Source organism: Xanthomonas sp. NCPPB 1067 (genome assembly GCF_020783795.1).
Classification (GTDB): Bacteria; Pseudomonadota; Gammaproteobacteria; order Xanthomonadales; family Xanthomonadaceae; genus Xanthomonas; species Xanthomonas melonis.
The window spans coordinates 1-24,685 of sequence record NZ_JAJGQG010000014.1 but is presented as its reverse complement, the minus strand read 5'-3'; the positions used below and the strand labels follow the sequence as shown (position 1 = coordinate 24,685).

Below are 24,685 nucleotides of genomic sequence, written 5' to 3'. Positions count from 1 at the left end.
GGCGGCGCCTGCCGCCAAGGTCTATTCGGTGCGGCTCAACTGCGCATGCGCCTGCGCGAGCTGTTCCCACAGGCTCAGCACCACCTGGATCTGTTCTTCGCTGAGCGCGCCGAACACCTGCGCACGCAGCGCATCCAGGCGTGCCTCGATGCGCCCGACCAGCGCCTGGCCGGCGTCGGTGAGCCACAGTTGGTTGGCGCGGCGATCGCTGCTGTCGGCCTCGCGCCTGACCAGGCCCATGATCGCCAGCCGGTCCAGCAGCCGCACCAGTGATGGGCTCTCCATGCCCAGGCGCTGCGCCAGCGCGACCTGGCGGATGCCGCCACCGCAGCGGCCGATCATCAGCAGCGGCGTGGTGCAGGCGCCGGAGAGGCCGAATTCCTCCAGCGCCTGATCGGCCAGCCGCTGCCACTGCCGTGCGGCGACCAGCAGGCCGGAACTGAGCCGGGAACGGGATTCGGGAAGGCTGCTCGTCATAATAGTTAGGATCCTAACAATTGGAGCATGAATCGATTCGCACCGAACCGGGCGCGGCCGCAGCCATCGGCGCTGGGGCCACCGGCCTGTCCTCGGGTACCATGCTCGCCCCCTTTGGGTGCACTTGCATGAGCCAGTCCGACCAGCCCGATTCCCCCGTCACCCAGGCCCAGGCCGAAGACGCCGTGCGCACCCTGCTGCGCTGGGCCGGCGAGGACCCTGCCCGCGAAGGCCTGCTGGACACGCCGCGCCGGGTCGCCGAGGCCTATGGCGACTGGTTCAGCGGCTACCGCGAGGAACCGCGCGAATACCTGGAGCGCACCTTCGAGGAAGTGGCCGGCTACGACGAGCTGATCGTGCTGCGCGACATCTCCTACGAAAGCCATTGCGAACACCACATGGCACCGATCATCGGCAAGGTGCACGTCGGCTACCTGCCGCGCGGCAAGGTCGTGGGCATCAGCAAGCTGGCCCGCGTGGTGGAAAGCTATGCGCGCCGTTTCCAGGTGCAGGAAAAGATGACCGCCCAGATCGCCCAGTGCATCCAGGACGTGCTGCAGCCGCGCGGCGTGGGCGTGGTGGTGGAGGGTGCGCACGAATGCATGACCACCCGCGGCATCCACAAGCGCGGCGTCAGCATGGTGACTTCCAAGATGCTGGGCAGCTTTCGCGAAGACGCGCGCACGCGCGCCGAATTCCTGCAGTTCATCGAAGTGGGCGGCAAGCGTTGAGCGAACGTGGGCATTGATGGCTGGTAGAGTGAACCTCCACACGCCGGCGACAGCGCGCCCACGCGACGCGGTGGCCCAGGCATCGGCCGAAGGCACACCTGCACTCTGCCGTCGGCAGGGCTGGCCGGCCCACTCCGCGCGTCGCAAGCGCAGCCAGGCACGACCGATGTACGGACGCCCGCACGAGGCGAACGGTTGCTCGCCAGGCTTTCATGCCCTCATCGATGGAGTCCGCCACGTGGCACTCGATCTCGGTTACCAGCTACCTGCATGAAACACCTCGCCCGGATCGCCCGCTATCGCACCTTGCGCGATAGTCCGCTGTGGAAACTTCTGGCGGCCGACCACGCGCCGGAAGTGATCGGTCTGCTGCAGTCGCTGCTGCTGGACGGGGAGCGTCTGCTTCCGGCGGCGGTCCTGCACGAGCGCCTGCAGCGCATGCTCGACGAACTCAATGCCGAACATCTGGCGCGCGACCTGCCGCGTACCGCCCAGGCCTATGTCGCGCACTGGCTGGCGCAAGGTTGGCTGGAACGCCATCTGCCCGAAGGTGCGCAGCAGGAGCAGTTCGAATTGTCGACGCTGGCCACGCAGGCGATCCGCTTCGTCGACGGCCTGGAGCACAGCCGCGGCGCCGCCACCGAAAGCCGGCTGGCGCTGGTGATGCAACAGCTTGCCCAGCTGGCGGCATTGACCGAAACCAACCCGGATGCGCGGCTGTCGGCGCTGCGCGACGAGCGTGACCGCATCGATGCGGAAATCGCCCGCGTCTCGGCCGGCAAGGTGGCCTCGCTGGACGGCAAGCGCGCGCTCGAACGCGCCCGTCAGGTGATCGCCCTGGCCGATGAGCTGACCGAGGATTTCCGTCGCGTGCGCGACGATTTCGAGCAGCTCAACCGGCAGTTCCGCGAACGCATCATCGACGACGAGGGCGAGCGCGGCGACGTGCTGACCCGCCTGTTCGAAGGCGTGGACGTGATCGGCGACAGCGAGGCCGGGCGCAGTTTCCAGGCGTTCTGGGCGCTGCTCAACGACGCCGAACAGAGCGCGCAGTTGGATGCGGCGCTGGAGTCGGTGTTGGGGCGGGCGTTCGCTCGCAAGCTCGACCGGCGCGAACGCAGCTTCCTGCGTGGGCTGACCGGCACCATGCTCGAGCGCGGCGGCCAGGTGCACGATGTGATGCAGCATTTCGCGCGCAGCCTGCGTGGCTTCGTGCAGAGCCGCGGCTATCTGGAACAGCGTCGGCTCAATCGGCTGCTCAAGCAGGCGCAGGCCGATGCGCTCAGCCTGCGCGAGCAGGTGCCGGCACAGCGGCCGATCGGCCGCGATCTGATGCTGACCACCAGCCGTCTGCGCTCGCTGGCGCAATGGCGCCTGCACGACCCGCGCCAGCAGCAGGTCGATGGCGACATCCAGCGCAACGAGGCGGCGGCGATCTCGCTGGACAGCGTGGGCGATCTGGTCGCGCAATCGGAGATCGATTTCCGCAGCCTGCGCCGCGATCTGTTCGAACTGCTCGGCAACCAGCCGCAGGTGTCCATCGCCCAGGCGCTGGCGCAACGTCAGGCCGCCCAGGGCCTGGGCAGCGTGATCGGCTATCTGTCCCTGGGCACGCGCCATGGGGTGGTCGATGCCGGGCAGTACGAACTGGCCCATTGGTGCGGTGGCGATGGCCAATGGCGTCGCGCCCGTATTCCGTTGATCTGGTTCACCCAGGAGAAGCGCCATGAACTGGCCTGAGCACGACCACGCACACGATGCGGACGACAGCGATATCGCTGCCGACAATGGCGGGGCCGCCGACACCGGCCCGACGACAGGCACAGGGCTGTTCCTGGGCGATACCGGGCAGTTGCCGGTCGAGGCGCGGCGCGCGCTGTGCCAGCTGCTCAGCGGCCCCAGCGTGGACGCGCAGCGGCATGGCCGCCTGTGGCCGGCGCTGCTGCGCAGCGAGGCGGGCATCCGCAGTGCGCTGTCGGAGCTGTTCCTGGAGTTGGTGCTCGATCGCGAGGCCGGCATCGCCTTCACCCGCCAGGCCGACACCGGCGAGCTGGAAACCCCGGTCCTGCTGCGCTCCTCGCCGCTGACCTTCATCGACTCGGTGCTGCTGCTGCATCTGCGTCAGCAGCTGGCCGATGCCGACGCGCGCGGCGTACGTGCGGTGGTGGAAGACGCAGAGCTGGGCGATGCGTTGGCCGTGTACGAGAAGAACCTGTCCACCGACCGCGCCGGCTTCCTGCGCCGGGTGGCGACGGCAGTCCAGAAGATGAAGGACAATCATGTGCTGACCCGGTTGCGTGGCGAAGAGACGCGTTATGAAGTCTCGCCCGCGCTCAAGTTGCTGTTCTCGGCCGAAGACGTCGCTGCACTGGGGCAGGTCTATCGCCAGCTGCGCGAGAGTCCGGCCGAAGGCGACGATGCCACGGCGAGCGCGCACGCGTAGCGCGACGGGCACCGCGTCGTTACAGCACACCGCTGCGCTTTTCCCGTCTTTCCTGGACCGTCCCGATGACCTCCGCCGCCTCTTCCAACCTGTTCGGCAACGATCTGCCCGACCCGCGTCTGCAGCAGTTCCGCATGCGCCGGTTGCAGGTCCATAACTGGGGCACGTTCTCCGGCCTGACCGAAGTGCCGATCGCCGAGCGCGGCTTCCTGTTCGTGGGCCGTTCCGGCTCGGGCAAATCGACCCTGCTCGATGCGATGTCGGCGTTGCTCACTCCACCGAGCATCGTCGACTTCAATGCCGCCGCACGCGAAGCCGAACGCAGCGGCCGCGATCGCAACCTGGTGTCGTACGTACGCGGCGCCTGGGCCGACCAGCAGGACAGCAGCTCCGGCGAGATCGCCACCCAGTACCTGCGCAAGGGCGCCACCTGGACCGCGTTGGTGCTGGAATACCGCAACGGCGAAGACCGCGTGGTGAGCCTGATCCGGCTGTTCTGGATCGCCGGCAGCAGCACGGCCACAGCCGATGTACGCAAGCACTACATGGTGGCCGAGCGCAGCTTCGACGTGGCCCAGGACCTGGCCGGCTTCGACCTGGATCTGCGCAAGCTCAAGCAGCGCCTGCACGATGTGCATCACTTCGACAGCTTCGCTGGTTACGCCGAACGCTTTCGCCATCAGCTGGGCATCGGCAACGAGATGGCGCTGCGCCTGCTGCACAAGACCCAGTCGGCCAAGAACCTGGGCGACCTCAACGCCTTCCTGCGCGGCTTCATGCTGGAGGAGCCCAAGACCTTCGATGCCGCCGAGCGGCTGGTCGGCGACTTCGCCGAGCTCGACGGCGCCCACCACGCCGTCGTCACCGCCCGCCGGCAGGTGGAGACCCTGCTGCCGGCACGCGCCCAGCATGCCGAGCTGCTGCAGCTGCGCAGCCAACGCAGCGAGCTGGAAGAACTCAAGCTCGGCATCGACGCCTATCGCGAACAGCGCCGGCTGGCGCTGCTGGACGCGCGCCTGCAGGAGCTGGACGTGCAGGACCGCGGCCTGGCCGGCGAAGAGGGTCAGCGCCGCGCCGCACTGGACAACCACACCCGGCATTTGGAGGACCTGGAAGCGCAACGGCGCGCGCAGGGCGGCGAGCGCATCGATGCGCTGGAGCGCGAACAGCTGCAGCTGCAGGCCGAGCGCGATCGCCGTGCCGCCAAGCGCGCACAGGCCGAACAGGCCTGCCGCGCGCTCGAACAGGCCCTGGCCGGTAGCGCGCAGGGATTCGCCGAACAGCTCGCGCAGGCGCGCGTGGCGCTGGAAGACGGGCAGCGCCTTGCTGCAGAACGCGACGAGGCGATCAGCGCGCGCATCGCTGCCAAGCACGACGACAGCAAGCGCTTCGCCGAGGTGCGTGCCGAGATCGAGTCGCTCACCCGCAATCCTTCCAATATCCCTGCGCCGATGCAGAGCCTGCGCGCACGCCTGAGCGCCGATACCGGCGTACCCGAGGCTGCGCTGCCGTTCGTCGGCGAACTGATCCAGGTGCGTGAGGAGGCAGCGGCCTGGCGTGGCGCCATCGAGCGCGTACTGCACGGGTTTGCGCAATCGCTGCTGGTGGACGAGCGGCATTACGCCGAGGTCGCCGACTGGGTCAACCGCACCCATCTGGGTGCACGACTGGTGTACTACCGCGTGCGCAGCAACGAGCCGGCATTGGGCGGACGCGAACTGGGCGGCGCCTCGCTGCTGCACAAGCTGCAACTGCGCGAACATGCCTTCGCCGGCTGGCTGCGCCGCGAGCTGGGCAAGCGCTTCGACTACGACTGTGTGGACAGCGCCAAGGCCCTGCGCCACGCCGAGCGCGCGATCACCCGCGAAGGCCAGGTCAAGCATCCTGGCGAGCGTTATGAAAAGGACGACCGTCACGCGATCGGCGACCGCCGGCGCTGGCTGCTGGGCTTCGACAACCGCGACAAGCTGGCCTTGTTCGAGCGCGAAGGCCAGGAGCTGGCCCAGCGCATCGCCGCCTGCGATGCCGAGGTGGCGGCTCTGCGCGCCGAGCGCGAGCGCGATGGCACGCGCCGCCTGGCCCAGAACACGTTGGTGAATCTGAGCTGGGAGGAGATCGACGTGGCTGCCTCGCTGCAGCGGCTGAGCCAGATCGCCGAGACCCTGCAGCAGTTGCGCGAAGGCGATGCCAACCTGCGTGCGCTGGGCGAAGCCATCGACCGCACGCGTGCAGACATCGTCCAGGCCACGCGCACGTACGAGGGCGTGCGCGCAGAGCGCATCGGCCTGGCCGCCGAGCGCACGCGGCTGGAGAAGCAGCAGCACGAATGCGCCGACGCACACAGCCGCGTGGTCACCCCGCTGCAGCAGCGGGGCCTGGCCGAGCGCCTGCAGACGCTCGGCGAGCTGAGCCTGGACACGCTGCAGGAGCGCTTCCGCCATCTCGAACGCGGGCTGGATGCGCAGCTGGGGCTGAGCAAGGACGAGCTCACCCGTCTGGAGCAATTGCTGCTGGGCTGCTTCCGTCGCTATTGCCAGCAGTGGCCCGAAGACAGCGGCGACTTCACCGTCAGCCTCGGCAGCGCCGACGATTTCCTCGCCCGCCTGCAGCGCCTGGAGCGCGACGGCCTGCCGCAGCACGAAGCGCGCTTCTTCGATCTGCTGCAGAGCCAGAGCAAGAACAACCTGCTGGCCTTGCAGCGCCACACCGCCGAAGCACGCAAGTCCATCGCCCAGCGGCTGGACGAGGTCAATGCCAGTCTGGAACAGGTGCCGTTCAACCACGGCACCTTGCTGACCATCGAACTGAGCGACCGCCGCCTGCCGGAGGTGATCGAGTTCCATCAACGCCTGCGCGATGTCCTGGGCCATCATCAGACCGAACAGCGCGAGGTGGCCGAGCAACAATTCGCGGTGCTGCGCGAGCTGGTGGGCAAACTGGGTTCGCAGGAGGGCGAGGACAAGCGTTGGCGCGAAGTGGTGCTGGACGTGCGCCTGCATGTGGAATTCGTCGGCGTCGAGCTGGATGCGGCCACGCGGCAGCAGGTGGAGATCTACCGCAGCGGTGCCGGCAAGTCCGGCGGCCAACGACAGAAGCTGGCCACCACGTGTCTGGCGGCCGCCTTGCGTTACCAGCTCGGCGGCGAAGACGGCGAACTGCCGCGCTATGCGGCGGTGGTGCTGGACGAAGCCTTCGACAAGGCCGACAACGAGTTCACCGCACTGGCGATGAACATCTTCGAGAACTTCGGCTTCCAGATGGTGGTGGCCACCCCGCTGAAATCGGTGATGACGCTGGAGCCCTTCATCGGCGGCGCCTGCTTCGTGGAGATCAGCGGTCGCCACGATTCGGGCGTGCTGTTGATCGAGTACGACGAACAATCGCGTCGTCTCAAGCTGCCCGAGCGCTCCCGCAGCGCCGCGGCGGTGGCCGAGCAGGCCTGAGCCGGTGGCTCGCACGGCCAGCATGCTGCTGCCGTCCATGGCCATCCAGGCGTTGCGCGGGCAGTGGCAACGCCACCGCGGCGAGTGGCTGATCGGTGCCGCGGCGCCGCGGCCGGTTGCCCTGCACCCACCCACCCAGGCCCAGGCCAGCGCGCAATTCGCTGCCTTCGGTGCCTGGCTGCGGGCCTGGCAGCGCGTCGACCTGCCGGGGCGGGTGGAGACCCGCGAGGTGTCCTGGTCGCAGTTGGGGCCACAACGGCTGCCGCAGAGCTGGGTCTGCGACACCCCGGAGGACGCAGCCATTGCGCTGCAGGAACACCACCGCTGGCAGCGCGCCAGCTCGCGCTGCGCCAGCCTGCTGGCGCGATGGCCGGAAGCGATCGGCCTGGCCGCGCGCCTGCGCCGCCAGTTCGATCTGTTGGCCGATGGCGAGCAGGCCGAGATCGAGCGGATGGCCGATGTGGTCGATTGGTTGCACCGGCATCGTGACAGCGGTTTGTTCCTGCGCCAGCTCCCCATTGCCGGCATCGACAGCAAATGGGTGTACTCCCGTCGCGGCGTCATCGCCGATTGGCTGGCCGGGTTGCGTGGCCTGGCCGAACCGCGCAGCTTCGACAGCCTGTCCGGCCTGCGCCGGGCGCCGGACCGCGTGCGTCTGCGTTTGCTGGACCCGGCGCTGTGCCGGCACGTCGGCGGCCTGAGCGATCTGACCGTTCCGATCGAGCAGCTCGCCGCGCTGCGCCTGCCGGTCGCGCGCCTGCTGATCGTCGAGAACCTCGACACCGGCCTGGCCTGCGAACCGTTGCCGGGTACTGCGGTGCTGATGGCGCGCGGTTACGCGGTCGATTACCTGCGCTCCATTGCCTGGCTGCGCACGTTGCCGTTGTTCTATTGGGGCGATATCGACACCCATGGCCTGGCGATCCTGCACCGGCTGCGCACGTATGCGCCGCAGACCATCGCCGTGCTTATGGACGAAGCCACCCTGCATGCCACCCCGCGCGTGCTGTGGGGCCACGAGCCGCGGCAGCATCGTGCGCATCGTCTTGGCGCGCTCACCGCGGAAGAGCAGTGCCTCTACGCCGGCTTGCGCAATGGCAGTTTCGGCGCCGCGCCCCGGTTGGAGCAGGAGCGTATCGACTGGAGCTACGCCTGGCCACGCGTGCAGACGGCGCTGGCCCCGCCAACGCCGCCATAGCTGCTGCGCAACCTGCACGATCGCGGCGCATCATCCGTGCGGTGCCGTGTTCAGTGCAGCACATCCCAGCCCATCTTGCCGATCAGCACCACCACCAACACCAGGAACAGTTGCCGGATCAGCGGCGTGCCGCCGCGTAGCGCCATCCGTGTGCCGGCCATTGCACCGGCCACGTTCGCCATTGCCATCGGGATGCCCACCGCCAGCATGACCTGCCCGCTGGGCAGGAAGAACGACAGTGCCGCCAGGTTGGTGGCCAGGTTCACCACCTTGGCCGCCGCCGAAGCGCGCAGGAAGTCCAGCCCGAAGAAGCGGATGAACAGAAAGATCAGAAAGCTGCCGGTGCCCGGGCCGAAGAAGCCGTCGTAGAAGCCGATCGCCGCGCCCATCGCCAGGGCGGTGGCCAGTTCGCGGCGACCGATGTTGCGCGGCCGATGCAGCGCGCCGAAATCCTTCTTGATCAGGGTATAGACCAGCATCGCCACCAGCAGCACCAGGATCACCGGGCGTACCGCCTGCCGGGGCATCAGGCTCACTGCCGTCGCCCCCAGGAACGAACACGTGAATGCCGCCGCGGTTGCGTACAGCACCGGCCGCCATGGGAAGCGCACGTTGCGCGCATAGCGCCATGCCGACGCTGCGGTACCGAACATCGCGCTGAACTTGTTGGTGCCCAGCAACAGCGATGGCGCCTGCTGCGGCAGGGTCGCAAACAGCCCCGGCAGCTGGATCAGCCCGCCCCCACCAACCGCCGCGTCCACCAATCCCGCCACGAACGCGATGCACAACAACCACGGCAACTCGGTGGGAATCAGGTCCAGCAAGGCAGCGCTCCGCACGACGGGATGGCAGCATAGCCGCTGCCATCCGGCAGTGCGCTTGGTCCCACGCGCGCGCCACGCACGCGTGACGATGGCCGTCGAACGCCGCTGCTTCTGGACGCCTGGATTCCCACTTCCGCCACACGCCCGCACAATGCCGCCATGCCGACGTCCACACTGATCGATCCCTGCCCCTGCGGCCGCCCTGCCGACTACGCGCGCTGCTGCGGGCCCTATCACGCCGGCGCCTTGGCCGCCGATGCCGAGACCTTGATGCGTGCGCGCTATAGCGCCTATGTGCGCCGCGATGTCGCCTATCTGCTGGCCAGCTGGCACCCCTCCACGCGCCCGGCCGAGCTGACGCTGGATGAAGGTGGCCGCACCACCTGGCTCGGTCTGACCGTCCAGCGCGTCCTGGTCACCGCCGACGACCGCGCCGAGGTGGTGTTCCTGGCGCGCTATCGCATCGGCGGCGGCAGCGCGGTACGCATGGTCGAACACAGTCGCTTCGTCCGCGAAGACGGCCGCTGGTACTACCTCGACGCCCGCTGACCGCTCGGCGAGCGAAGCGTGCCTGCTGCGTCCTTGGTCGGGGCACGACGGCCTGAAAGAGGGCGCAACACGCGTTCGGACAGCGTCAGCCTGGGGTGTCCCTGGCTGCGCCTTCGGCAGTCCGGAGGCTGGGTGCAGCACTCCTCACCCAAGCTGTCGCCGGCCCGGGCGCCAGCTCGGCGGCCGAGGACGGCAGGCGCACCGGTGCGATGGGTCAACCCGACGGCAACCATCATCTGCAACCGCGGCATGCGGCTTCCAGCGGCAGGTGCCCATCGCCCACCCTGCATCCGACCAATGGCATGGGGGTGGGAGACTTTGTCGACACGGCGTTCGCGGCCGATCCGCGAAGCTTGCCGCGCCGGCGGAGCTCGCCGTGGGGGTGCACACGATCATGGGAATCTTCAATTTCTGGCAGTGGGCGCTTCTGGCCATCGTGGTCTTCGCAATCGTGCTGCCGGCGCTGCTGGCCACCGTGATGGTCCGTTTCGGGCCGCGCCATGACGCACCGCGGCGCAGACGCAGCCTCCGCGCCGCCGATGGCAACGCCTCCGGCCCGGCGCTTTCGCTGCTGACCGGCATCACCGGCGACGGCAACTGACGCGGCAGCGCGGCAACCTCGGCACCCTCGGCACCCGGCAGGGCGCTCGGTCACCCGGGAAGGGCTGCAGCACGCATTCGTAGCGTCGGCCGCGCGATGCCGCTGCCGTTGCCGGTGCCAGAGGCATCTTCCGTCGATGGGGCAGGCCGTCTTGTGGTGCGGCCGCGCGGCTGCAGCGGTCGGCGCGGTGGCAACCGTGCGGATGCCAGGCGCCAGATTTGGTCATGCCGGTGGCCGCACGCACCCAGCTCCACCACCGCGTCGCAGATGGCTGGCTACGGATCGACCCGGCCCGCGCTCGCCTCGCGCAGGTGCTGGCTGATGTAGGTGCTCAACCCGCGCCCGGAACGCGCCAGGCACTGCATCCTCGCCACCGCGTCCGCGCCAGCGCTGTCCACGGTGTACACATAGGTCTGGCCGCTGCGAAAGCGCATGGCAATGGCGCCATCGGCCAGCGCGTACGCCACCACCCCGGACTGGCCATGGCGATTGCCATAGCGCTGCATGACGAGCGGGCCGTGCGGTGTCATGCGGGCAGGCTAGAACGGCCGTGGTGACGGGGACTTCAACGCAGGCACCATTGCGTTCGGCAGTGCGAGTCGTCGCAGCTGCCTCGTCGTCCGTCACGTGGAGACGGGCGGGCTGCCGTCCATCGCGTCTTGGATGCGGTGTGGCAATCGCCCACAGCGCGTTGCGGACCGTACCGACGCAGCGTCTGCGACCGGCGCCGTTACACTGCACGCATGTCATCCGAATCCCTGATCCTGCTCGGGCTGCTGTGCGCAGTCTTCGTGCTGCAGCTGGCCCTGCTGCTGCGGCGTTCTTCCACTGGCGGGCTGGAGCAGGCGCTGCGTGCCGAGCAGCGCGAGGGCCGCGGCGAACTGCGCGAGCAACTCGAAGGCCTGGCCAGGCAGCAGGACGCGCGCCTGGAAACCTTTGCGCGCAACCTCACCGAGCTGTCCACCCGCACCGACCAACGTCTGGACCTGCTGCGTGAGGCATTGGGCGAAGACGCACGCAAGGCCCGTGAAGAGGGCGGGTTGGCGCAGCAGCGCACCGGCGAGCTGCTGACCGCGCGCCTGACCGAACTGCGAGCCCAGCTGGACGGATTCGGCCAGCAGCAGGAAACCCGCATCCGTGTGTTCGGCCAGCAGTTGACCGACTTGATCGCACGCACCGACACGCACATGGCCGCGCTGCGCGAGGCGCTGGCCGAGGATTCGCGCAAGGGCCGCCAGGAGGCCGGTGAATCGCAACAACGCTTCACTGAAGCGCTGGGCCAGCGTTTGAACGACCTCACCCAGCGCAACGAGCTGCGCCTGGGCGAGCTGCGCGCCACCCTGGAGCAGCAGCTGACCAATCTGCAGAGCGACAACGCCAGCAAGCTGGAGCTGATGCGCGCCACCGTCGACGAAAAACTGCAGACCACCCTCAATACGAGGCTGGATGCATCGTTCAAACTGGTCTCCGAACGGTTGGAGCAGGTGCAGCGCGGCCTGGGCGAAATGCAGCAGCTGGCCACCGGGGTGGGCGACCTCAAACGCGTGCTGACCAACGTCAAGAATCGCGGCGGCTGGGGCGAAGTCCAGCTGGACAACATCCTCGAGCAGACGCTCACTGCCGAACAATATGCACGCAGCGTGCGGGTACGCCCGGACACCAATGAAGCGGTGGATTTCGCGGTGCGCCTGCCTGGGCGCGATCATGCGGACACGCCGGTGTGGCTGCCGATCGATTCCAAGTTCCCGCGCGAAGATTACGAGCGCTTGCTGGACGCGCAGGAAACCGGCGACGGCGAACAGATCCGCCTGCTCGGCAATCAGCTCGAACGCGCCATTCGTATCCAGGCCAGGTCGATCGGCGACAAGTACATCTGCCCGCCGCATACCACCGACTTCGCAGTGATGTTCCTGCCCACCGAAGGGCTGTATGCCGAAACTATCCGCCGGCCCGGCCTGGTCGATGTGTTGCAGCGCGAACACCGGGTGGTGATCGCCGGGCCCACCACGGTCACGGCCCTGCTCAACAGCTTGCAGATGGGATTTCGCACGCTGGCGATCGAAAAGCGTTCCAGCGAGGTATGGGGGCTGCTGGGCGCGGTCAAGAGCGAGTTCGGCAAGTTCGCCGGCATCCTGGAGAAGGCGGAAAAGCAGATCAGCACCGTGGGCCGCAGCCTGGGCGAAGCCAGCCGCAAGACCCGCACCATCGAACGCCGTCTGCGCGGCGTGGAAACCCTGTCCACCGAGCAGTCGCAAGCCCTGCTCGATGACGCCGGCCCCGACGACCCCGGCAGCAGTGACGACCCGGCCGGTGACGAGCAGGAGTAAGGTGCAGGAGTGAGGAGCGCAACGGTGCACTCGCAAAACGCTGGTTCGGCTTCGACAGCCTCCACGACGTCGAACCCGGGGCACGTCAGCGGGTGCCCGACGCAGTGTGTCTCGACACCGCTGCCGGAACACAGCCGGGCGCGACGGGCCTTCCCGGGAAAGCCTCATCGCCCAGCTGCGCCTCCTACGTATCCGCACCGCTTTTTGCGCGCAGCGGCGGTGTTAAGCAGTAGAAGGCATCTCGCTCCTGCCCGCTGGATGACAAGCGCTCCCGGCCGAGGACGCCATGCTGACGCAGCGGCCGCGATGCTTATCGCACCCTTGGTCAGGAGAAGTTCCGCATGTCGAACCGCTGGATGTACGCACTATCGTCTGCACTGCTGCTGGCCGCCTGCAGCAATACGCCAACCACCCAGCCGGCACAGGCGGGGGTTACATCTGCACCATCGACATCGACAGACGCCGCTGCCTGCGCTGCCAAGGGTGGCCAGCTGCGCCCGGTGGGGCGCATGCAGCTGACGCGTTGCGTCGTGCCTTATGCCGATGCCGGCAAGACCTGCAACGACAATGCCGAGTGCGGCGGCGACTGCCTGGCCACCAGCATCGTGCCTGCCGGCGCGGCCACCACCGGCACCTGTCAGCGCGATAGCGATCGCTTCGGCTGCCGTCAGGAAGTGGTCGGCGGCAAGGGTCAGGCGGCGTTGTGCATCGATTGATCGGCTGGCAGGCGCGTGCTGCATCGCTCCGGCGCGCAGGGCGGTTTATGCTCTGGCGCCATGTCCAGTCAGGGCGCACCGATGAGCCAGAGCATCCATGACATTCCCGTGACCCGCATCGATGGCGCCCGCGCCACCCTGGCCGACTACCGCGGCAAGGTGCTGCTGGTGGTCAACGTCGCTTCCAAGTGCGGCCTGACCCCGCAATACGAAGGTCTGGAAGCGCTGTATCGCGATAAACAGGCGCAGGGCCTGGAAGTGCTGGCGTTTCCGGCCAACGACTTCAACGGCCAGGAGCCCGGCAGCGACGCGGAGATCGCGCAGTTCTGCCAGCTGACCTATGACGTCACCTTCCCGATGTTCTCCAAGATCGCCGTCACCGGCGCCGACACGCATCCGCTGTATCAAGCGCTGACCAGCGCCCGCCCGCAGGCCACCGGCGACGGCCCGATGCGCGACAAGCTCGCCGGCTACGGCATCGCACCCAACCCCGCGCCCGGCGTGTTGTGGAACTTCGAAAAGTTCCTGATCGGCCGCGATGGCCAGGTCATCGCGCGCTTCGCCCCGGACGTCCCTGCCGACGATGCACGCCTGCGTGAGGCAATCGATGCCGCGTTGGCTGCTTAAACCTAGCGACTATTTTTAGGAGGATTTCATGGAAGAACGAAAATTATCAAGTCTGCATGAACTGGAGAAATGTGCAGAGACGCTTAAAAGTGATTGTGGCGCAAGGTCTTCGGACGGCTATCACTACGTCTCCCCAATTTTGTTTCGTGGCCAATCACGAGCAGAATGGAAGTTGGAGACGACATTAGAAAGATTTGGAAAAAAAGATATTCCGCTTGACGAGTATGTTCGCTACTTGTCGAAAGTTAAACCAGGAATTGAGGCTTACACGGATAAATCATTTAAGTTCGACTGGAGGAATCAGAAAGTTCCTGGAAGCACGTTTTCGTTGTCCCAAGTCAGCTTTTTGGAGGGGCAATATGAGTTCATGGTTTACCTAAGGCATCACGGATTTCCTACTCCATTACTCGACTGGAGTCGATCGCTATACGTTGCCTTATTCTTTGCTTGCAGTGGACAAGATCATTATGATGATTCGGCACTGTACATGTATGTCGAAGACTTAGGGTTCGGAAAAGGTGGCATGGTTGGTTCTCCCGAGATTGCCACTCTGGGTCAATACGTAACTGCGCACAGAAGACATTTTATTCAGCAGTCGGAGTACACAGCATGCATCGGAAAGTTTGATGATGAGTGGTGTTTTTCGCAACATGAATCTGCCATGGGGGGAGTGGCAGGCAGGCAAGATAGGCTAGAGAAATTCATTATACCTGCAAGACTTAGGCGAAGTATTTTACGCCAACTTGATGCAATGAATATCAACGCTTTTTCTCTGTTTGGTACAGAAGAATCCCTTATGCAAATGCTGGCTTTTCGCGAGATAAGTGATTGAGATTCAGCACAAAAAAGCCCGGGAGCGATCCCGGGCTTTCTCTTCCTATCTTCAGTCAGACACGCAAACCCGACCGCTTAACGCACCCAGCTCGGGATCGGCATCGCGTTACCCGGCACGGTATTGTCCTTGTCGTCGCGCAGGTATTCCGGCAGCTCGTTGTTCTGTTCGCGGTGGCTGCGCAGATCGCGGGTGATCTGGTAGTTGCGCCGTTGCATCCACGCGTCGCGGGTCAGCGCGTATTCGTCCGGCGCCTGGTCGCGCAGCGAATCCAGCGACATCAGCTGCGAGCGGGTATCCACCAGCTGCAGGCCCTGCAGGGCGAAGCGTGCGCCGCTGTCGTCGAGATGACGGATCCACGACAGCGGGATATCGCCGCCCAGGCCCAGGGTGTCGCGCACGGTACGCGGCCCGAACAGCGGCAGTTCGAAGTAGCGCGAATTGCGCCAGCCCCAGGCGCCCAGGGTCTGACCGAAGTCCTCGCTACGACGCGGAATGCCGGCGGCCGTGGCCGGATCGAACAGGCCACCCACACCCAGGGTGGTGTTCATCACGAAGCGTCCCAGCGACTGCACCGCATAGACCGGGTGGCCCTGCAGCAGCTGGTTGATCATGGTCAGCGGCGTGCCGAGGTTGTCGAAGAAATTGGTCACGCCCAAGCGTGCCGGACCGGGTACCACCTTGGTGTAGGCGGTCGCCAGCGGACGCGCCACGCCACGGTCCACCGCCATGTTGAAGCGGTGCATGCCGCGGTTGTAGCGCTCCCATGGGTCGTAGGCCGGTGCCGCACCCGGTTGCGCGGTCGCGCCGCTGGTTCCGGCCTGTGCGGTGCTCGTGCCGTACAGCGCGGCAAAGTCGTCTTCGGCAGCGGTAGGCGCGCCCGTGGTCGTCGATGTCGCACCGGCATCGGTGCCGGCCTGTTGGTCGGCAGGGGAGGCGCTGACCGTGGCCGGTAAGGTATCGGGCGCAGCGAAGCCGGCGGCCGCCGGTTGCGCGATCACGCCGGCATCGTCGCGGGCAGGCGCCTGGCTGCTCGCGGCAGGCGAGGCATCGGCCGCCGGGGGCGTGGACTTCGGCGCGTGGCTGGCGCAGGCGCCCAGCAGCAGGCAGGCCAACAAGGGAGCGGAACGGAACTGGGTCATGGGGTGGCGCTCAGGCCTGGAAATCGAGAGTGGGGGACAGGCGATAGGCGGCGCGCAGGTCGTCCAGTGCGGACGTCCCGCCCACCACCGCCACCGCGTCGGTGCCGCGCGCACGCGCAGCCAGTTCGGCCAGCATCGCCACGCCGGCACTGTCCAGGCGTTGTACACCCGACAGGTCCAGCGTGCGAATGCCGTCCAGCTGCGCCAGCGCCTGCGGCCATACCGCTGTCACCGCTGCGCGGTCGAGCACGCCGGTGAGCACCAGCGCGTCGCCGCTGCGTTGTATGGCGCCGTTACTTGCCATTGGCCGGTGCCGCACCGACCTGCAGGCTGCCGCTGCGCAGGTCCGCGGCGACCTTGGCGATGCCCTTCTCGCGCAGCGGGCCGTCGAACTGGCCCTTGAAGGTCTGCACGTAGGAGATGCCTTCGATCATCACGTCGAAGATCTTCCACTGGCCGCCGACATTGCGCATCAGGTAGTCGACCGGGGTCGGGTCGTTGCCGGCACGCAGCAGGTCGGTGGACACCTTGACGCCACGGTTGCCCGGCAGCGCGCTCTCGGACTTGGCGCGGAAGGTCGGCTTGCCTTCGAAATTGAGCAGGGCGGTGCCATAACGCTGCATCAGGTTGTCGGCCATCGCGTCGGCGAACAGCTTGATGTCGGCATCGGAAGCGCCGCGGCCATGCACGCCCAGCACCAGACGCGCGGCGTAGTCGCGGTCGAAGGCCTTGTTCAGTTCGCCGTCGATGTACTGGCGCAGCGCAGCCGGGTTGCTGCGGAATTCGGCGCGGCGCTGTTCCAGCGTGCCCAGGATGCGGGTGCTGCTGTCGATGACGGTCTTGGTGGCCGCGCCTTGCGCAGGTGCGCTGGCGGCGGCCGGCTGCGCCAGCACGGTGGCCGGTGCGCACACCAGCAGGGTCGAGGCCAGGACGGCGGAGAGCAGGGTGGTCTTCATTGATGCGGTTCCGTAGAGGGAGAAGCGGGCTGGGCAGGCGGGGCGGCCTGGCCGTCTGCAGCGGATTTATCACCGCCGCCACTGAACATGTACTTGCCGACCAGCTGCAGCAGATCCACCGCCGGCTGGGTGAAGCCGATTTCTTCGCCCGGCTTGAGCGTTTCCGGGTCGCCGCCCGGCTGCAATCCGATATAACTCTCGCCCAGCAGGCCGCTGGTGAAGATCCCGGCCGAGGTGTCGGCAGGCAGGTCCTTGTACTTGGTGTCCAGCGACAGGGTCACCACCGAATCGAACTTGGTCGGATCCAGGCTGATGTCGGACACCTTGCCGATGGTCACGCCACCGATCTTCACCGGCGCCTGCGCGCGCAGCTGGCCGATCTGGCTGAAGCGCGCGATCAGGGTGTACTGGCTGGAGCCGAAGCCCCAGCGCTGGTTGGTCGAGGCCACCGCCAGCACCAGCAGCGAGGCCAGGGTCAGCAGCAAAAAGGCGCCGACAGCGAATTCGAGTCGTGGTCCACGCATGGCCATGGGCTATCTCACCTAAACAACATTGCAGAAAGGACGAAGTTGAACATCAGCACCAGCAGCGAGGCATTCACCACCGCGCGGGTGGTGGCGATCGAGGTGCCCTCGATGGTCGGCTCGGCATGGAACCCCACATAGGCGGCCACCAGCGCGGCGGTGCCGCCGAAGATCGCCGACTTGAGCATCGCCACGCCGAAGTCGTCCCAGAAATCGACGCTGTTGCTCAGCCCCGACCAGAACGTGCCGTTGTCGATGCCCAGCACGTGCACGGCTTCGAAATAGCCGCCGGTGATGGCCAGCGAACAGAACACCCCGGTCAGCAGCGGCACCGTCAGCACCGCCGCCCAGAAGCGCGGCGCCACCGCCTTGGCCACCGGGTCGATGGCCATCAGCTCCAGCGCCTTGATCTGATCGGTGGCGCGCATCAGGCCGAGCTCGGCAGCAATCGAGCTGCCGGCGCGGCCGATGAACAACAAGGCGGTCAGCACCGGCGCCAGTTCGCGATACAGCGACAGCCCCAGCAGGGTGGACAACGCGTCGGAGGCACCATAGGTGGTGAGCGTGCGGTAGCCCTGCAGGGTCAGCACCAGGCCGACGAAGGCGCCACCCACCGCAATGATCGGCAGCGAGCGCGCGCCGACCTTGTAGATCTCGCGCACCAGTTCGCCCAGGAAGTCGCGGCTGGGCAGCGAGCCGCGCAACACCGTCAGCGAAAACAGGCCGGCGCGGCCGAGGCTGCGGATCGATTCGACGAAGGCCATCAGGCAGCGCTCCGTGCGCGCCGCGGCGCGGCGTCGAAGGCGATCGGGCCGTCCGGCTGTCCGTGCAGGAATTGCCGCACCAGCGGGTCGCCGCTGTCCTGCAGCTGCGCCGGCGTGCCGGCGAAGACGATCCCGCCGTTGGCGATCACCACCGCCTGATCGCAGATCGGCAGCGTCTCGTGCACATGGTGGCTGACGATGATGCTGGTCAGGCCCAGGCTGTCGTTGAGGCGTTGGATCAGGCTCATGATCACGCCCGAGGCGATCGGGTCCAGCCCGGTCAGCGGCTCGTCGTAGATCATCAGCGGTGGATCCAGCGCAAGCGCACGCGCCAGTGCCACGCGTCGGGCCATGCCGCCGGACAGTTCGCGCGGCCATGCATCTGCCGCGGCCAGCAAACCCACTGCATGCAGCTTCATCTGCACCAGGCGGTCGATCACCGGGCGTGGCAGGCGGGTGTGGGTGCGCAGGGGCAGGGCGACGTTCTCGGCCACGCTGAGGTCGGTCAGCAAGCCATTGCCCTGCAACAGCACGCCGACATTGCGGCGCATCTCCAGCAGCGCGCGACTCCCGTGCGGGATGGCATCGCCGAACAAGGTGACGGTACCCGCCACCGGGCGCAATTCGCCGGTCAACGCGGCCAGCAGCGTGGACTTGCCGCTGCCGGACGGCCCGAGGACGGCGGTGATGCTGCCGCGCGGCACCTGCAGCGAAACGTCGCGCAGGATCGCACGCCCGCCGCGATCGATACGGACATCGGACAATTGCACGACAGGGGAGGCGGACGCCGTCATCGAGGCCTTTAACAGAATTCCAACGCGATAGAGTAGCCGTCACACGGCTGAACATAACCGAACCGCCGCGTGCAGTATTGTCGCATTCGCCGCACCCACGATGTGGGCATCGATGACGCGATCTGCGTAACAGCGTGTCCTGCAACGCATCAAACCCCGGCCACGTGCGCAACGTACGCTGCAGTAGGGAGCATCGCGTGTCCGTGCGGCGCCTTGGGTCGGTGGCGCGCATGGATGTCGGTGCGCGTGAGCTGTCGCGTGTCGCTCGCTGGTCCGTGCCGATCTGTCGAATGCGTCGCGTTGCCGGTGCCGACATCTTGTCGGACCAGCGACAAGACGCGAGGATTCACGCTACCTCGTCGCTGCAGGAGTCTTCCATGGAGTTGTTGACGCTTGAACATTTCGCCGGCAGCGTCAACGAGACCTTTGCCGCTGCATTGAACGATGGCGAGGTGCCGTTCGTGCTGGTGGAGGCGCGGCCCTTGCAGGCCACGCGCACTTCGCAGCGTGCGCCGTTCTCGTTGCTGTTCCGCAACGGGTCGGCCTTCCTGTTCCCGCAGCAGACCTACCAGATGCGTCACGCGCGGCTGGGCGAGATCGGCATCTTCCTGGTCCCGGTGGCGCGTGAGCGCGACGGGTTTCTGTATCAGGCCGTCTTCAACTGAAGTGCCGTCGACCGAACATGTTCAATCCAGCCGGTGATCGTGCGGATGCCAGTGCATCTGCAGATGGGTCTGGTTGCTGGGCCCGGCGACGAAACCATGGCGGGCATACAGGCGCTGCGCGGCCGGGTTGGCGTGCAGCACGTGCAACGACAGCACGCATCCGGCATCGCGCGCCATCGCCTGCGCATGGCCGATCAGTTGCGAGCCGATGCCCTGGCCACGCCACTGCGGCAGCAGGCTGATATCCACCAGCGTGTGATGCGTGGCAGGGCGGTGCAGGTACAGGCGGCCGATGCGCAGATCCCCCATCTGCACGATCGAAAAATCGGCACCGGCAAAGTGCTGCCGGTAATGCGCGTGCTGCAGGGCGAACTGCTGCTGCAGGAAGGCGCGCTTGGTCGCCTCTGGCCACGGCACCGGTGCCAGCTCGTCGCTGCGGGTGCTGGCGTACAGATCCTGTAACCACGCCAGATCGTCGGCCTGCTCCGGCCGCAGCCTGAGATCCGCTGCGGCCGGCGCGTTTGCACAGAGCGGCGACCGAGTTCTGGCCTGCGTCACGCGCCCGGGCATTGGCATTGCTAGTTGAACACCGGGTAGTTGCCCTGCAGCGCGATGCAGAAATTCATCGCCAGGTAGGGTTGCCGGTTCTCGTGCGCCAGGCCGGTGCCGGTGGGCTGCAGCATGGTTGGCGAAAACTGACTGCTGGGCGCGACCGCCAGGAACGGACGTTCGGTGTTCACGCTCAATGTCGACAAGGCGACACCGCTTGCAGGCGTCCCCGTTCTCTTCGTCGCATCGGATTGCGAGGCGGCGTTGATCGTGTGCTGGTGCATCGGGATTTGCGTGCTCAACAGGCTGACATCGGCGGAGCCGAAGTTGCTGCCCAGCGCATGCTGGGTCAGACCTGGGCCCGGACCCTGCTGGCAGCCGGCGCGCGCGGTGAAGTTCGGTAACTGGAACGTGCTGGAGCCATTGCCACCGTAGGCGATGCCGAGCAGCGAATACAGCGTGGTGTTCTGCGTGATCGGCAGGACGGCGCCATTGCACAGTGCCCAGCCATACGGGTTGTAGTCGAAGCCGAACAGCTGGATTTCGCCGATATAGGGTTCGGTCATGAGCGGGTTCCTTCGCTGGAGCGGATGCATGCCGTCGCCAAGTCGGCGCGGCGCAGAAGATCATGCCTGTTGCGGGAAAATGCCGGTGGTGGCGATGCAGTACTGCACCGTCAGTGTCGGCATGAGGTTGTCGTGCGGTTGGCTGCCACCGGCGAAGGATGTGCTCTGCGCGGACATCGCCAAGGTACTGGCGCCGGTGAGATCGCTTGTGTAGAACAAGCCGCCGTTGACGGCGGCCGGCAGCAGGCCGGTGGGCGCGGCGGCTGTGGCCGGCGCGGTCGTGGCCTGTGCGGTATGTGTGTGCGCCGGCATCTGCAGCTCGGTCAACGTCACCGTTTCGGTGCCGGCACGCTGGGCGAGCACATAGTTGCTGAGTCCTGGTCCCTGTCCTTGGTGGACCGGCAGGCGGCCGCGCAGATCCGGCACCGCGAAGGTGCTGGTGCCGTTGCCGCCGTAGGCGGTGCCCAACAACACGTACAGCGGCTCGTACTCGGCGATCTGCAGCAGCGTGCCGTCGCAGGCCTGCCAGCCGTCGGGCGTGCGGCCGAAGCCGAACATGCGGATTTCGCCGATGAAGGGAGTACCCATGAGATTCTTCCTGGTCGATGAGGCGCCATCGCGCATCGCTGCGCGTTGCACGCCTGGATGCGGATGCGTCTAGCTGCGCGAGGGGAAGATGCCGGACAGCGCGATGCAGAAATTGATCGCGGTGTACGGCTGCAGGTTCGGATGCGCCTGGCTGCCACCGCTGTCGGCGACGGTGGACTGCGCCAGCGGCACCACCGCGCCGGGCGCGGCATACAGCGCGTGCGCGGTTCCGGTGGTGGCAACGTTGTTGGCGAACAGGCGGCCGGTGGGCAGACGGTTGTCGCCGTTGGCGCTGCTGCACTCCATCAGATGGGTATGCGGGGGCAGGTTATCGGCTACCAACGTCACCGTCTCAGCGCCGGCGGCTTGACCGATGGGCATTGCCGGCGGTTGCCATGCCGGGTCGGCCGAGGGCCCGTAGCCCATCGGCGTGCGCCCACGCAGGTCCGGCAGGGCAAAGTTGGTCCTGCCGTCCCCCCCATAGCGGGTGCTGAGCAGACTGAACAATGCCTGGTTCTGATTGATCGGAAGCAGCTGTCCGTTGCACTGCGCGAAATACTTCGGGGCGAAGGCGAAACCGGTCAGCATGACCTGACCAATGAAGAACTCGCTCATCCAGATCTCCCTGCGTAGGTAACCCACCGACCGTGTGTCGGGGACATTCGTACACATACCTGCCCAGCCTGCGTGCGGCAAGCCGCGCTGCATCAGAACTGGAATGAAGTATTAATTTTTTGTTCTTTAACTTGCAGTCAGTTCCTGTTTCAATGCGCTCGCGATGCCAGGGGTGTTCTCCATGGCGGCATTGCCTTCAGGCACGAGGAACGTGCCAGCGCCGGGGTGGCGCTCTCAAGGGGTTGAACGTGAAAAAGTCCTGGACGCGTAGAACGCACGGCGCTGCATCGCTGCGGTGGGTGTTGACGCTGGTGATGTTCGCATGGGCGGTCCTGCTGTCCGGCCAAGCCATGGCTCAGCAGGGGACCTCGGTCTATTGCCCGAGTCCCCTCACGGCAACCATCAATCAAGGCGGGTCGCACACGTTCGATGTCAGCAACTGCGATGGACCTGCCGACATCGGCATGGGCGAAGGCAATGGCACGATCGAACCCGCCAACGGCACCCGGGTCGTCAATCCGCAGTCACCAAGCGGGCAGACGGTGACCTATACGCACAACGGGAACTCCGCCACATCGGACACGTTCCAGTTGAACGATGAGGATGAAAACCTCGTCACCTTCAACATCACCATCAATCCCTCGCGCACCGCCAGCATCGCGGTCACCCCGGCCAGCCGCAACGAGGACAGCGGCGCGTCGTTCGTCTACACGGTGACGCTGAGCCAGACCAACAGCTCGGCCACCACGGTGAACCTGACCCGCAGCGGCACCGCTACCAGCGGCACCGACTACACCGGTGCGATGAGCAGCATCGTGGTGCCGGCCAACGCCACCTCCGCCAGCTTCAGCGTCACGCCGGTCGCCGATACCACGGTGGAGCCGGACGAAACGGTGACCTTCACCGTCGCTTCCGGTACCGGTTATTCACCGGGCAACCCCGGCAATGCCACCGCCACCATCGTCAACGACGATTTCCCGGTCGCCAGCATAGGCGTGTCTCCGGCCAGCGTCAGCGAAGATGGCGCCACCAATCTGGTCTATACCGTCAACCTGAGTCAGGCACCCGTATCGCCCGTGTCGATCGGTTTCAGCGTGGGCGGCACCGCGACCTCGGGCACCGACTACGCGGCGGTCAGCTCGCCGCTGGTGATTCCGGCCGGGCAGACCAGCGGCACGATCACGATCAATCCAACCGCCGACAGCACGGCCGAGCCCGACGAAACCGTGGTGCTGACGCTCGCCGCAGGCAGCGGCTACAGCATCGGCTCGCCGGCCAGCGCCATCGGCACCATCCTCAACGACGACCTGCCTGCGTTGAGCATCGACGATGTGTCGGTGAACGAGGGCAACGCCGGCACCACCAACGCGACCTTCACCGTTTCGCTGAGCAGCCCGGCGCCGGCCGGTGGGGTCAGCTTCGATATCGCCACTGCCAACGGCACCGCCAGCGCGGGGGTGGATTACGTGGCCTCCAGCCAGAGCGGGTTGCTCATCTCCCCTGGCAGCAGCAGCGCGACCTTCACCGTGCTGATCAACGGCGACACGCTCAACGAGCCGGACGAAACCTATTTCGTCAATGTCAGCAATGTCAGCGGCGCCAACGTGGCCGATGCGCAGGGCCTGGGCACCATCGTCAACGACGATGCGGTGCCGGCGCTGTCGGTCGGCGACATCAGCGTGGCCGAAGGCAATAGCGGAACCACCACGGCGACCTTCGTGGTCAGTCTCAGCGCCGCCAGCGGCCAGACGGTCACGGTCAACTACGCCACTGCCGACGGCAGCGCCAGCGCCGGCAGCGACTACGTCGCCGGTTCCGGTACGCTGACTTTCGCTCCCGGAGTCACCGCGCAAAACGTCACGGTCACCGTCAACGGCGACACCACGGTGGAACCGGACGAGACCTTCTCGCTGGGGTTGTCCGTTGCCAGCGGCGCAACCATCGCCCGTGCCACCGGCACGGCGACCATCCTCAACGACGACGCGGTGGTCACGGTCGCGCCCGCCTCGCTGCCGGCAGCCACCGCTGGCACGGCGTATAGCCAGAACCTGCTCGCCAGTGGCGGCACCGCCCCGTACAGCTTCGCGATCACCGCTGGCGCGTTGCCGGCAGGGCTGACCCTGAGCAGCACCGGCGTGCTGTCGGGGACGCCGACCGCCAGTGGCGCCTTCAACTTCACCGTGACCGCGACCGACAGTGGCACGCCGACCTCCGGCAGCCGTGCCTACACCTTGACGGTGGCCGGGCCGACCGTGACCCTGCCGGCGACCGCCCTGCCGGCCGGCACCGCAGGCCAGGCCTATGCCAGCGCGATCAATCCGGCCACCGGCGGCATTGCGCCCTACACCTACGCGATCACCGCCGGCGCGCTGCCGGCAGGGATGACGTTCTCGGCCAGCACGGGTGCGCTGAACGGCACGCCGACCATTGTGGGCACCTTCAATTTCAGCGTCACCGCGACCGACAGCACCGGCGGCACCCCGTCGCAGGCCACGCGCAGCTATTCGCTGAGCATCGCCGCCCCGCAGGTCGTGATCGCGCCGACCACCGTGCCGGCCGCCACGCGTGGCACCGCCTACAGCCAGGCACTGAGCGCCAGCGGCGGCACGGCGCCGTACACCTATGCGCTCAGCGGCGGCGTGCTGCCGGCTGGCCTGACCCTGGCCAGCACCGGCAACTTGTCCGGCACGGCAACGGTGGAAGGCACCTTCAACTTCACCGTGGAAGCCACCGACGCGAACGGCTTCACCGGGG

Annotated in this window: 26 protein-coding genes; 13 read left to right on the top strand and 13 right to left on the bottom strand. The window is 66.8% G+C overall.

The features are described from left to right. Positions 1-21: 21 nt before the first annotated feature. Positions 22-477: a MarR family winged helix-turn-helix transcriptional regulator gene (locus tag LL962_RS12125; RefSeq protein ID WP_104588164.1), complete on the bottom strand. Its 456-nt coding sequence runs from the start codon at positions 475-477 to the stop codon at positions 22-24. Between the two features lie 128 nt (positions 478-605). Here LL962_RS12125 and folE point away from each other — a divergent pair, with 128 nt between their 5' ends. The 5 genes from folE (at position 606) to LL962_RS12100 (ending at position 8,292) form a co-directional block, all read left to right on the top strand. Further along, complete coding sequence (gene folE, locus LL962_RS12120; protein ID WP_104543982.1) at positions 606-1,208, top strand: GTP cyclohydrolase I FolE; 603 nt, start codon at positions 606-608, stop codon at positions 1,206-1,208. Between the two features lie 270 nt (positions 1,209-1,478). Further along, positions 1,479-2,948, top strand: coding sequence for a DUF3375 domain-containing protein (locus LL962_RS12115; protein ID WP_104588163.1), 1,470 nt, complete (start codon positions 1,479-1,481; stop codon positions 2,946-2,948). After that, positions 2,935-3,651, top strand: coding sequence for a DUF4194 domain-containing protein (locus LL962_RS12110; RefSeq protein WP_104588162.1), 717 nt, complete (start codon positions 2,935-2,937; stop codon positions 3,649-3,651). The genes LL962_RS12115 and LL962_RS12110 overlap by 14 nt, the downstream gene beginning before the upstream one ends. Before the next feature lie 65 nt (positions 3,652-3,716). Beyond that, complete coding sequence (locus LL962_RS12105; protein WP_228317062.1) at positions 3,717-7,094, top strand: ATP-binding protein; 3,378 nt, start codon at positions 3,717-3,719, stop codon at positions 7,092-7,094. 22 nt (positions 7,095-7,116) lie between these two features. Further along, complete coding sequence (locus tag LL962_RS12100; RefSeq protein WP_228317061.1) at positions 7,117-8,292, top strand: Wadjet anti-phage system protein JetD domain-containing protein; 1,176 nt, start codon at positions 7,117-7,119, stop codon at positions 8,290-8,292. Between the two features lie 50 nt (positions 8,293-8,342). Here LL962_RS12100 and LL962_RS12095 read toward each other — a convergent pair whose 3' ends face one another. Further along, positions 8,343-9,116, bottom strand: a complete 774-nt coding sequence (locus tag LL962_RS12095; RefSeq protein ID WP_208621469.1) for a sulfite exporter TauE/SafE family protein — start codon at positions 9,114-9,116, stop codon at positions 8,343-8,345. Positions 9,117-9,275: 159 nt separating this feature from the next. On the opposite strand from LL962_RS12095, the gene LL962_RS12090 reads away from it, so the two are divergent. Both LL962_RS12090 and LL962_RS12085 read left to right on the top strand, forming a co-directional pair. Further along, positions 9,276-9,665: a YchJ family protein gene (locus tag LL962_RS12090; protein WP_228317060.1), complete on the top strand. Its 390-nt coding sequence runs from the start codon at positions 9,276-9,278 to the stop codon at positions 9,663-9,665. A gap of 394 nt (positions 9,666-10,059) precedes the next feature. Further along, on the top strand, positions 10,060-10,266 hold the full coding sequence (locus LL962_RS12085) for a hypothetical protein (protein ID WP_104588240.1): 207 nt from the start codon (positions 10,060-10,062) through the stop codon (positions 10,264-10,266). 275 nt (positions 10,267-10,541) lie between these two features. On the opposite strand, the gene LL962_RS12080 is transcribed toward LL962_RS12085, so the two are convergent. Beyond that, positions 10,542-10,772: a hypothetical protein gene (locus LL962_RS12080; protein ID WP_228317114.1), complete on the bottom strand. Its 231-nt coding sequence runs from the start codon at positions 10,770-10,772 to the stop codon at positions 10,542-10,544. Between the two features lie 285 nt (positions 10,773-11,057). Between LL962_RS12080 and rmuC the strand changes: the two genes are divergently transcribed. From rmuC to LL962_RS12060, 4 genes are all read left to right on the top strand, one after another. Beyond that, positions 11,058-12,593, top strand: coding sequence for a DNA recombination protein RmuC (rmuC, locus tag LL962_RS12075; protein ID WP_208621472.1), 1,536 nt, complete (start codon positions 11,058-11,060; stop codon positions 12,591-12,593). 341 nt (positions 12,594-12,934) lie between these two features. Then, a complete protein-coding gene (locus tag LL962_RS12070) occupies positions 12,935-13,309 on the top strand; it encodes a hypothetical protein (RefSeq protein WP_167395387.1) in 375 nt (124 codons plus the stop codon). Between the two features lie 81 nt (positions 13,310-13,390). Then, a complete protein-coding gene (locus tag LL962_RS12065) occupies positions 13,391-13,936 on the top strand; it encodes a glutathione peroxidase (RefSeq protein WP_228317059.1) in 546 nt (181 codons plus the stop codon). Positions 13,937-13,964: 28 nt separating this feature from the next. Next, positions 13,965-14,768, top strand: a complete 804-nt coding sequence (locus LL962_RS12060; RefSeq protein ID WP_228317058.1) for an FRG domain-containing protein — start codon at positions 13,965-13,967, stop codon at positions 14,766-14,768. A 77-nt stretch (positions 14,769-14,845) separates the two neighbouring features. Here LL962_RS12060 and LL962_RS12055 read toward each other — a convergent pair whose 3' ends face one another. From LL962_RS12055 to LL962_RS12030, 6 genes are read right to left on the bottom strand one after another with little or no spacing between them, the layout of a single operon-like run. Next, a complete protein-coding gene (locus tag LL962_RS12055) occupies positions 14,846-15,910 on the bottom strand; it encodes an MlaA family lipoprotein (RefSeq protein ID WP_228317057.1) in 1,065 nt (354 codons plus the stop codon). Between the two features lie 10 nt (positions 15,911-15,920). After that, positions 15,921-16,214 carry an STAS domain-containing protein gene (locus tag LL962_RS12050; protein WP_228317056.1) on the bottom strand — a complete coding sequence of 98 codons (294 nt, stop codon included), beginning with the start codon at positions 16,212-16,214 and terminating at the stop codon, positions 15,921-15,923. Further along, on the bottom strand, positions 16,204-16,866 hold the full coding sequence (locus LL962_RS12045; protein WP_104588151.1) for an MlaC/ttg2D family ABC transporter substrate-binding protein: 663 nt from the start codon (positions 16,864-16,866) through the stop codon (positions 16,204-16,206). The genes LL962_RS12050 and LL962_RS12045 overlap by 11 nt, the downstream gene beginning before the upstream one ends. Continuing rightward, complete coding sequence (gene mlaD, locus LL962_RS12040) at positions 16,863-17,396, bottom strand: outer membrane lipid asymmetry maintenance protein MlaD (protein WP_064507882.1); 534 nt, start codon at positions 17,394-17,396, stop codon at positions 16,863-16,865. Before mlaD ends, LL962_RS12045 begins: the two co-directional genes overlap by 4 nt. An 8-nt stretch (positions 17,397-17,404) precedes the next feature. Then, positions 17,405-18,154 carry an MlaE family lipid ABC transporter permease subunit gene (locus LL962_RS12035; RefSeq protein WP_228317055.1) on the bottom strand — a complete coding sequence of 250 codons (750 nt, stop codon included), beginning with the start codon at positions 18,152-18,154 and terminating at the stop codon, positions 17,405-17,407. Further along, positions 18,154-18,948, bottom strand: a complete 795-nt coding sequence (locus LL962_RS12030) for an ABC transporter ATP-binding protein (protein WP_104588149.1) — start codon at positions 18,946-18,948, stop codon at positions 18,154-18,156. Before LL962_RS12030 ends, LL962_RS12035 begins: the two co-directional genes overlap by 1 nt. A gap of 377 nt (positions 18,949-19,325) precedes the next feature. Here LL962_RS12030 and LL962_RS12025 point away from each other — a divergent pair, with 377 nt between their 5' ends. After that, complete coding sequence (locus tag LL962_RS12025) at positions 19,326-19,613, top strand: DUF6916 family protein (protein ID WP_104588148.1); 288 nt, start codon at positions 19,326-19,328, stop codon at positions 19,611-19,613. Positions 19,614-19,634: 21 nt separating this feature from the next. On the opposite strand, the gene LL962_RS12020 is transcribed toward LL962_RS12025, so the two are convergent. The 4 genes from LL962_RS12020 to LL962_RS12005 all read right to left on the bottom strand — a co-directional run bounded on the left by LL962_RS12020 (position 19,635) and on the right by LL962_RS12005 (position 21,931). Next, entirely contained in the window at positions 19,635-20,183 is a 549-nt protein-coding gene (locus tag LL962_RS12020) for a GNAT family N-acetyltransferase (protein WP_228317054.1), read from the bottom strand. Positions 20,184-20,191: 8 nt separating this feature from the next. After that, positions 20,192-20,728, bottom strand: a complete 537-nt coding sequence (locus LL962_RS12015) for a phage tail protein (RefSeq protein ID WP_104588146.1) — start codon at positions 20,726-20,728, stop codon at positions 20,192-20,194. Between the two features lie 60 nt (positions 20,729-20,788). Further along, positions 20,789-21,316, bottom strand: coding sequence for a phage tail protein (locus LL962_RS12010; protein ID WP_104588145.1), 528 nt, complete (start codon positions 21,314-21,316; stop codon positions 20,789-20,791). 69 nt (positions 21,317-21,385) lie between these two features. Continuing rightward, positions 21,386-21,931, bottom strand: a complete 546-nt coding sequence (locus LL962_RS12005) for a phage tail protein (RefSeq protein ID WP_228317053.1) — start codon at positions 21,929-21,931, stop codon at positions 21,386-21,388. Positions 21,932-22,245: 314 nt separating this feature from the next. On the opposite strand from LL962_RS12005, the gene LL962_RS12000 reads away from it, so the two are divergent. Further along, the coding region (locus tag LL962_RS12000) for a beta strand repeat-containing protein (protein ID WP_228317113.1) at positions 22,246-24,685 on the top strand (2,440 nt) is incomplete at its 3' end.

What these genes read in the sequence shown, in the direction of transcription:
- LL962_RS12125 (WP_104588164.1), bottom strand. Translation starts at nt 477, where the DNA reads ATGACGAGCAGCCTTCCCGAATCCCGTTCCCGGCTCAGTTCCGGCCTG.
- folE (WP_104543982.1), top strand. Translation starts at nt 606, where the DNA reads ATGAGCCAGTCCGACCAGCCCGATTCCCCCGTCACCCAGGCCCAGGCC.
- LL962_RS12115 (WP_104588163.1), top strand. Translation starts at nt 1,479, where the DNA reads ATGAAACACCTCGCCCGGATCGCCCGCTATCGCACCTTGCGCGATAGT.
- LL962_RS12110 (WP_104588162.1), top strand. Translation starts at nt 2,935, where the DNA reads ATGAACTGGCCTGAGCACGACCACGCACACGATGCGGACGACAGCGAT.
- LL962_RS12105 (WP_228317062.1), top strand. Translation starts at nt 3,717, where the DNA reads ATGACCTCCGCCGCCTCTTCCAACCTGTTCGGCAACGATCTGCCCGAC.
- LL962_RS12100 (WP_228317061.1), top strand. Translation starts at nt 7,117, where the DNA reads ATGCTGCTGCCGTCCATGGCCATCCAGGCGTTGCGCGGGCAGTGGCAA.
- LL962_RS12090 (WP_228317060.1), top strand. Translation starts at nt 9,276, where the DNA reads ATGCCGACGTCCACACTGATCGATCCCTGCCCCTGCGGCCGCCCTGCC.
- LL962_RS12085 (WP_104588240.1), top strand. Translation starts at nt 10,060, where the DNA reads ATGGGAATCTTCAATTTCTGGCAGTGGGCGCTTCTGGCCATCGTGGTC.
- LL962_RS12080 (WP_228317114.1), bottom strand. Translation starts at nt 10,772, where the DNA reads ATGCAGCGCTATGGCAATCGCCATGGCCAGTCCGGGGTGGTGGCGTAC.
- LL962_RS12070 (WP_167395387.1), top strand. Translation starts at nt 12,935, where the DNA reads ATGTCGAACCGCTGGATGTACGCACTATCGTCTGCACTGCTGCTGGCC.
- LL962_RS12065 (WP_228317059.1), top strand. Translation starts at nt 13,391, where the DNA reads ATGAGCCAGAGCATCCATGACATTCCCGTGACCCGCATCGATGGCGCC.
- LL962_RS12060 (WP_228317058.1), top strand. Translation starts at nt 13,965, where the DNA reads ATGGAAGAACGAAAATTATCAAGTCTGCATGAACTGGAGAAATGTGCA.
- LL962_RS12055 (WP_228317057.1), bottom strand. Translation starts at nt 15,910, where the DNA reads ATGACCCAGTTCCGTTCCGCTCCCTTGTTGGCCTGCCTGCTGCTGGGC.
- LL962_RS12050 (WP_228317056.1), bottom strand. Translation starts at nt 16,214, where the DNA reads ATGGCAAGTAACGGCGCCATACAACGCAGCGGCGACGCGCTGGTGCTC.
- LL962_RS12045 (WP_104588151.1), bottom strand. Translation starts at nt 16,866, where the DNA reads ATGAAGACCACCCTGCTCTCCGCCGTCCTGGCCTCGACCCTGCTGGTG.
- mlaD (WP_064507882.1), bottom strand. Translation starts at nt 17,396, where the DNA reads ATGGCCATGCGTGGACCACGACTCGAATTCGCTGTCGGCGCCTTTTTG.
- LL962_RS12035 (WP_228317055.1), bottom strand. Translation starts at nt 18,154, where the DNA reads ATGGCCTTCGTCGAATCGATCCGCAGCCTCGGCCGCGCCGGCCTGTTT.
- LL962_RS12030 (WP_104588149.1), bottom strand. Translation starts at nt 18,948, where the DNA reads ATGACGGCGTCCGCCTCCCCTGTCGTGCAATTGTCCGATGTCCGTATC.
- LL962_RS12025 (WP_104588148.1), top strand. Translation starts at nt 19,326, where the DNA reads ATGGAGTTGTTGACGCTTGAACATTTCGCCGGCAGCGTCAACGAGACC.
- LL962_RS12020 (WP_228317054.1), bottom strand. Translation starts at nt 20,183, where the DNA reads ATGCCCGGGCGCGTGACGCAGGCCAGAACTCGGTCGCCGCTCTGTGCA.
- LL962_RS12015 (WP_104588146.1), bottom strand. Translation starts at nt 20,728, where the DNA reads ATGACCGAACCCTATATCGGCGAAATCCAGCTGTTCGGCTTCGACTAC.
- LL962_RS12010 (WP_104588145.1), bottom strand. Translation starts at nt 21,316, where the DNA reads ATGGGTACTCCCTTCATCGGCGAAATCCGCATGTTCGGCTTCGGCCGC.
- LL962_RS12005 (WP_228317053.1), bottom strand. Translation starts at nt 21,931, where the DNA reads ATGAGCGAGTTCTTCATTGGTCAGGTCATGCTGACCGGTTTCGCCTTC.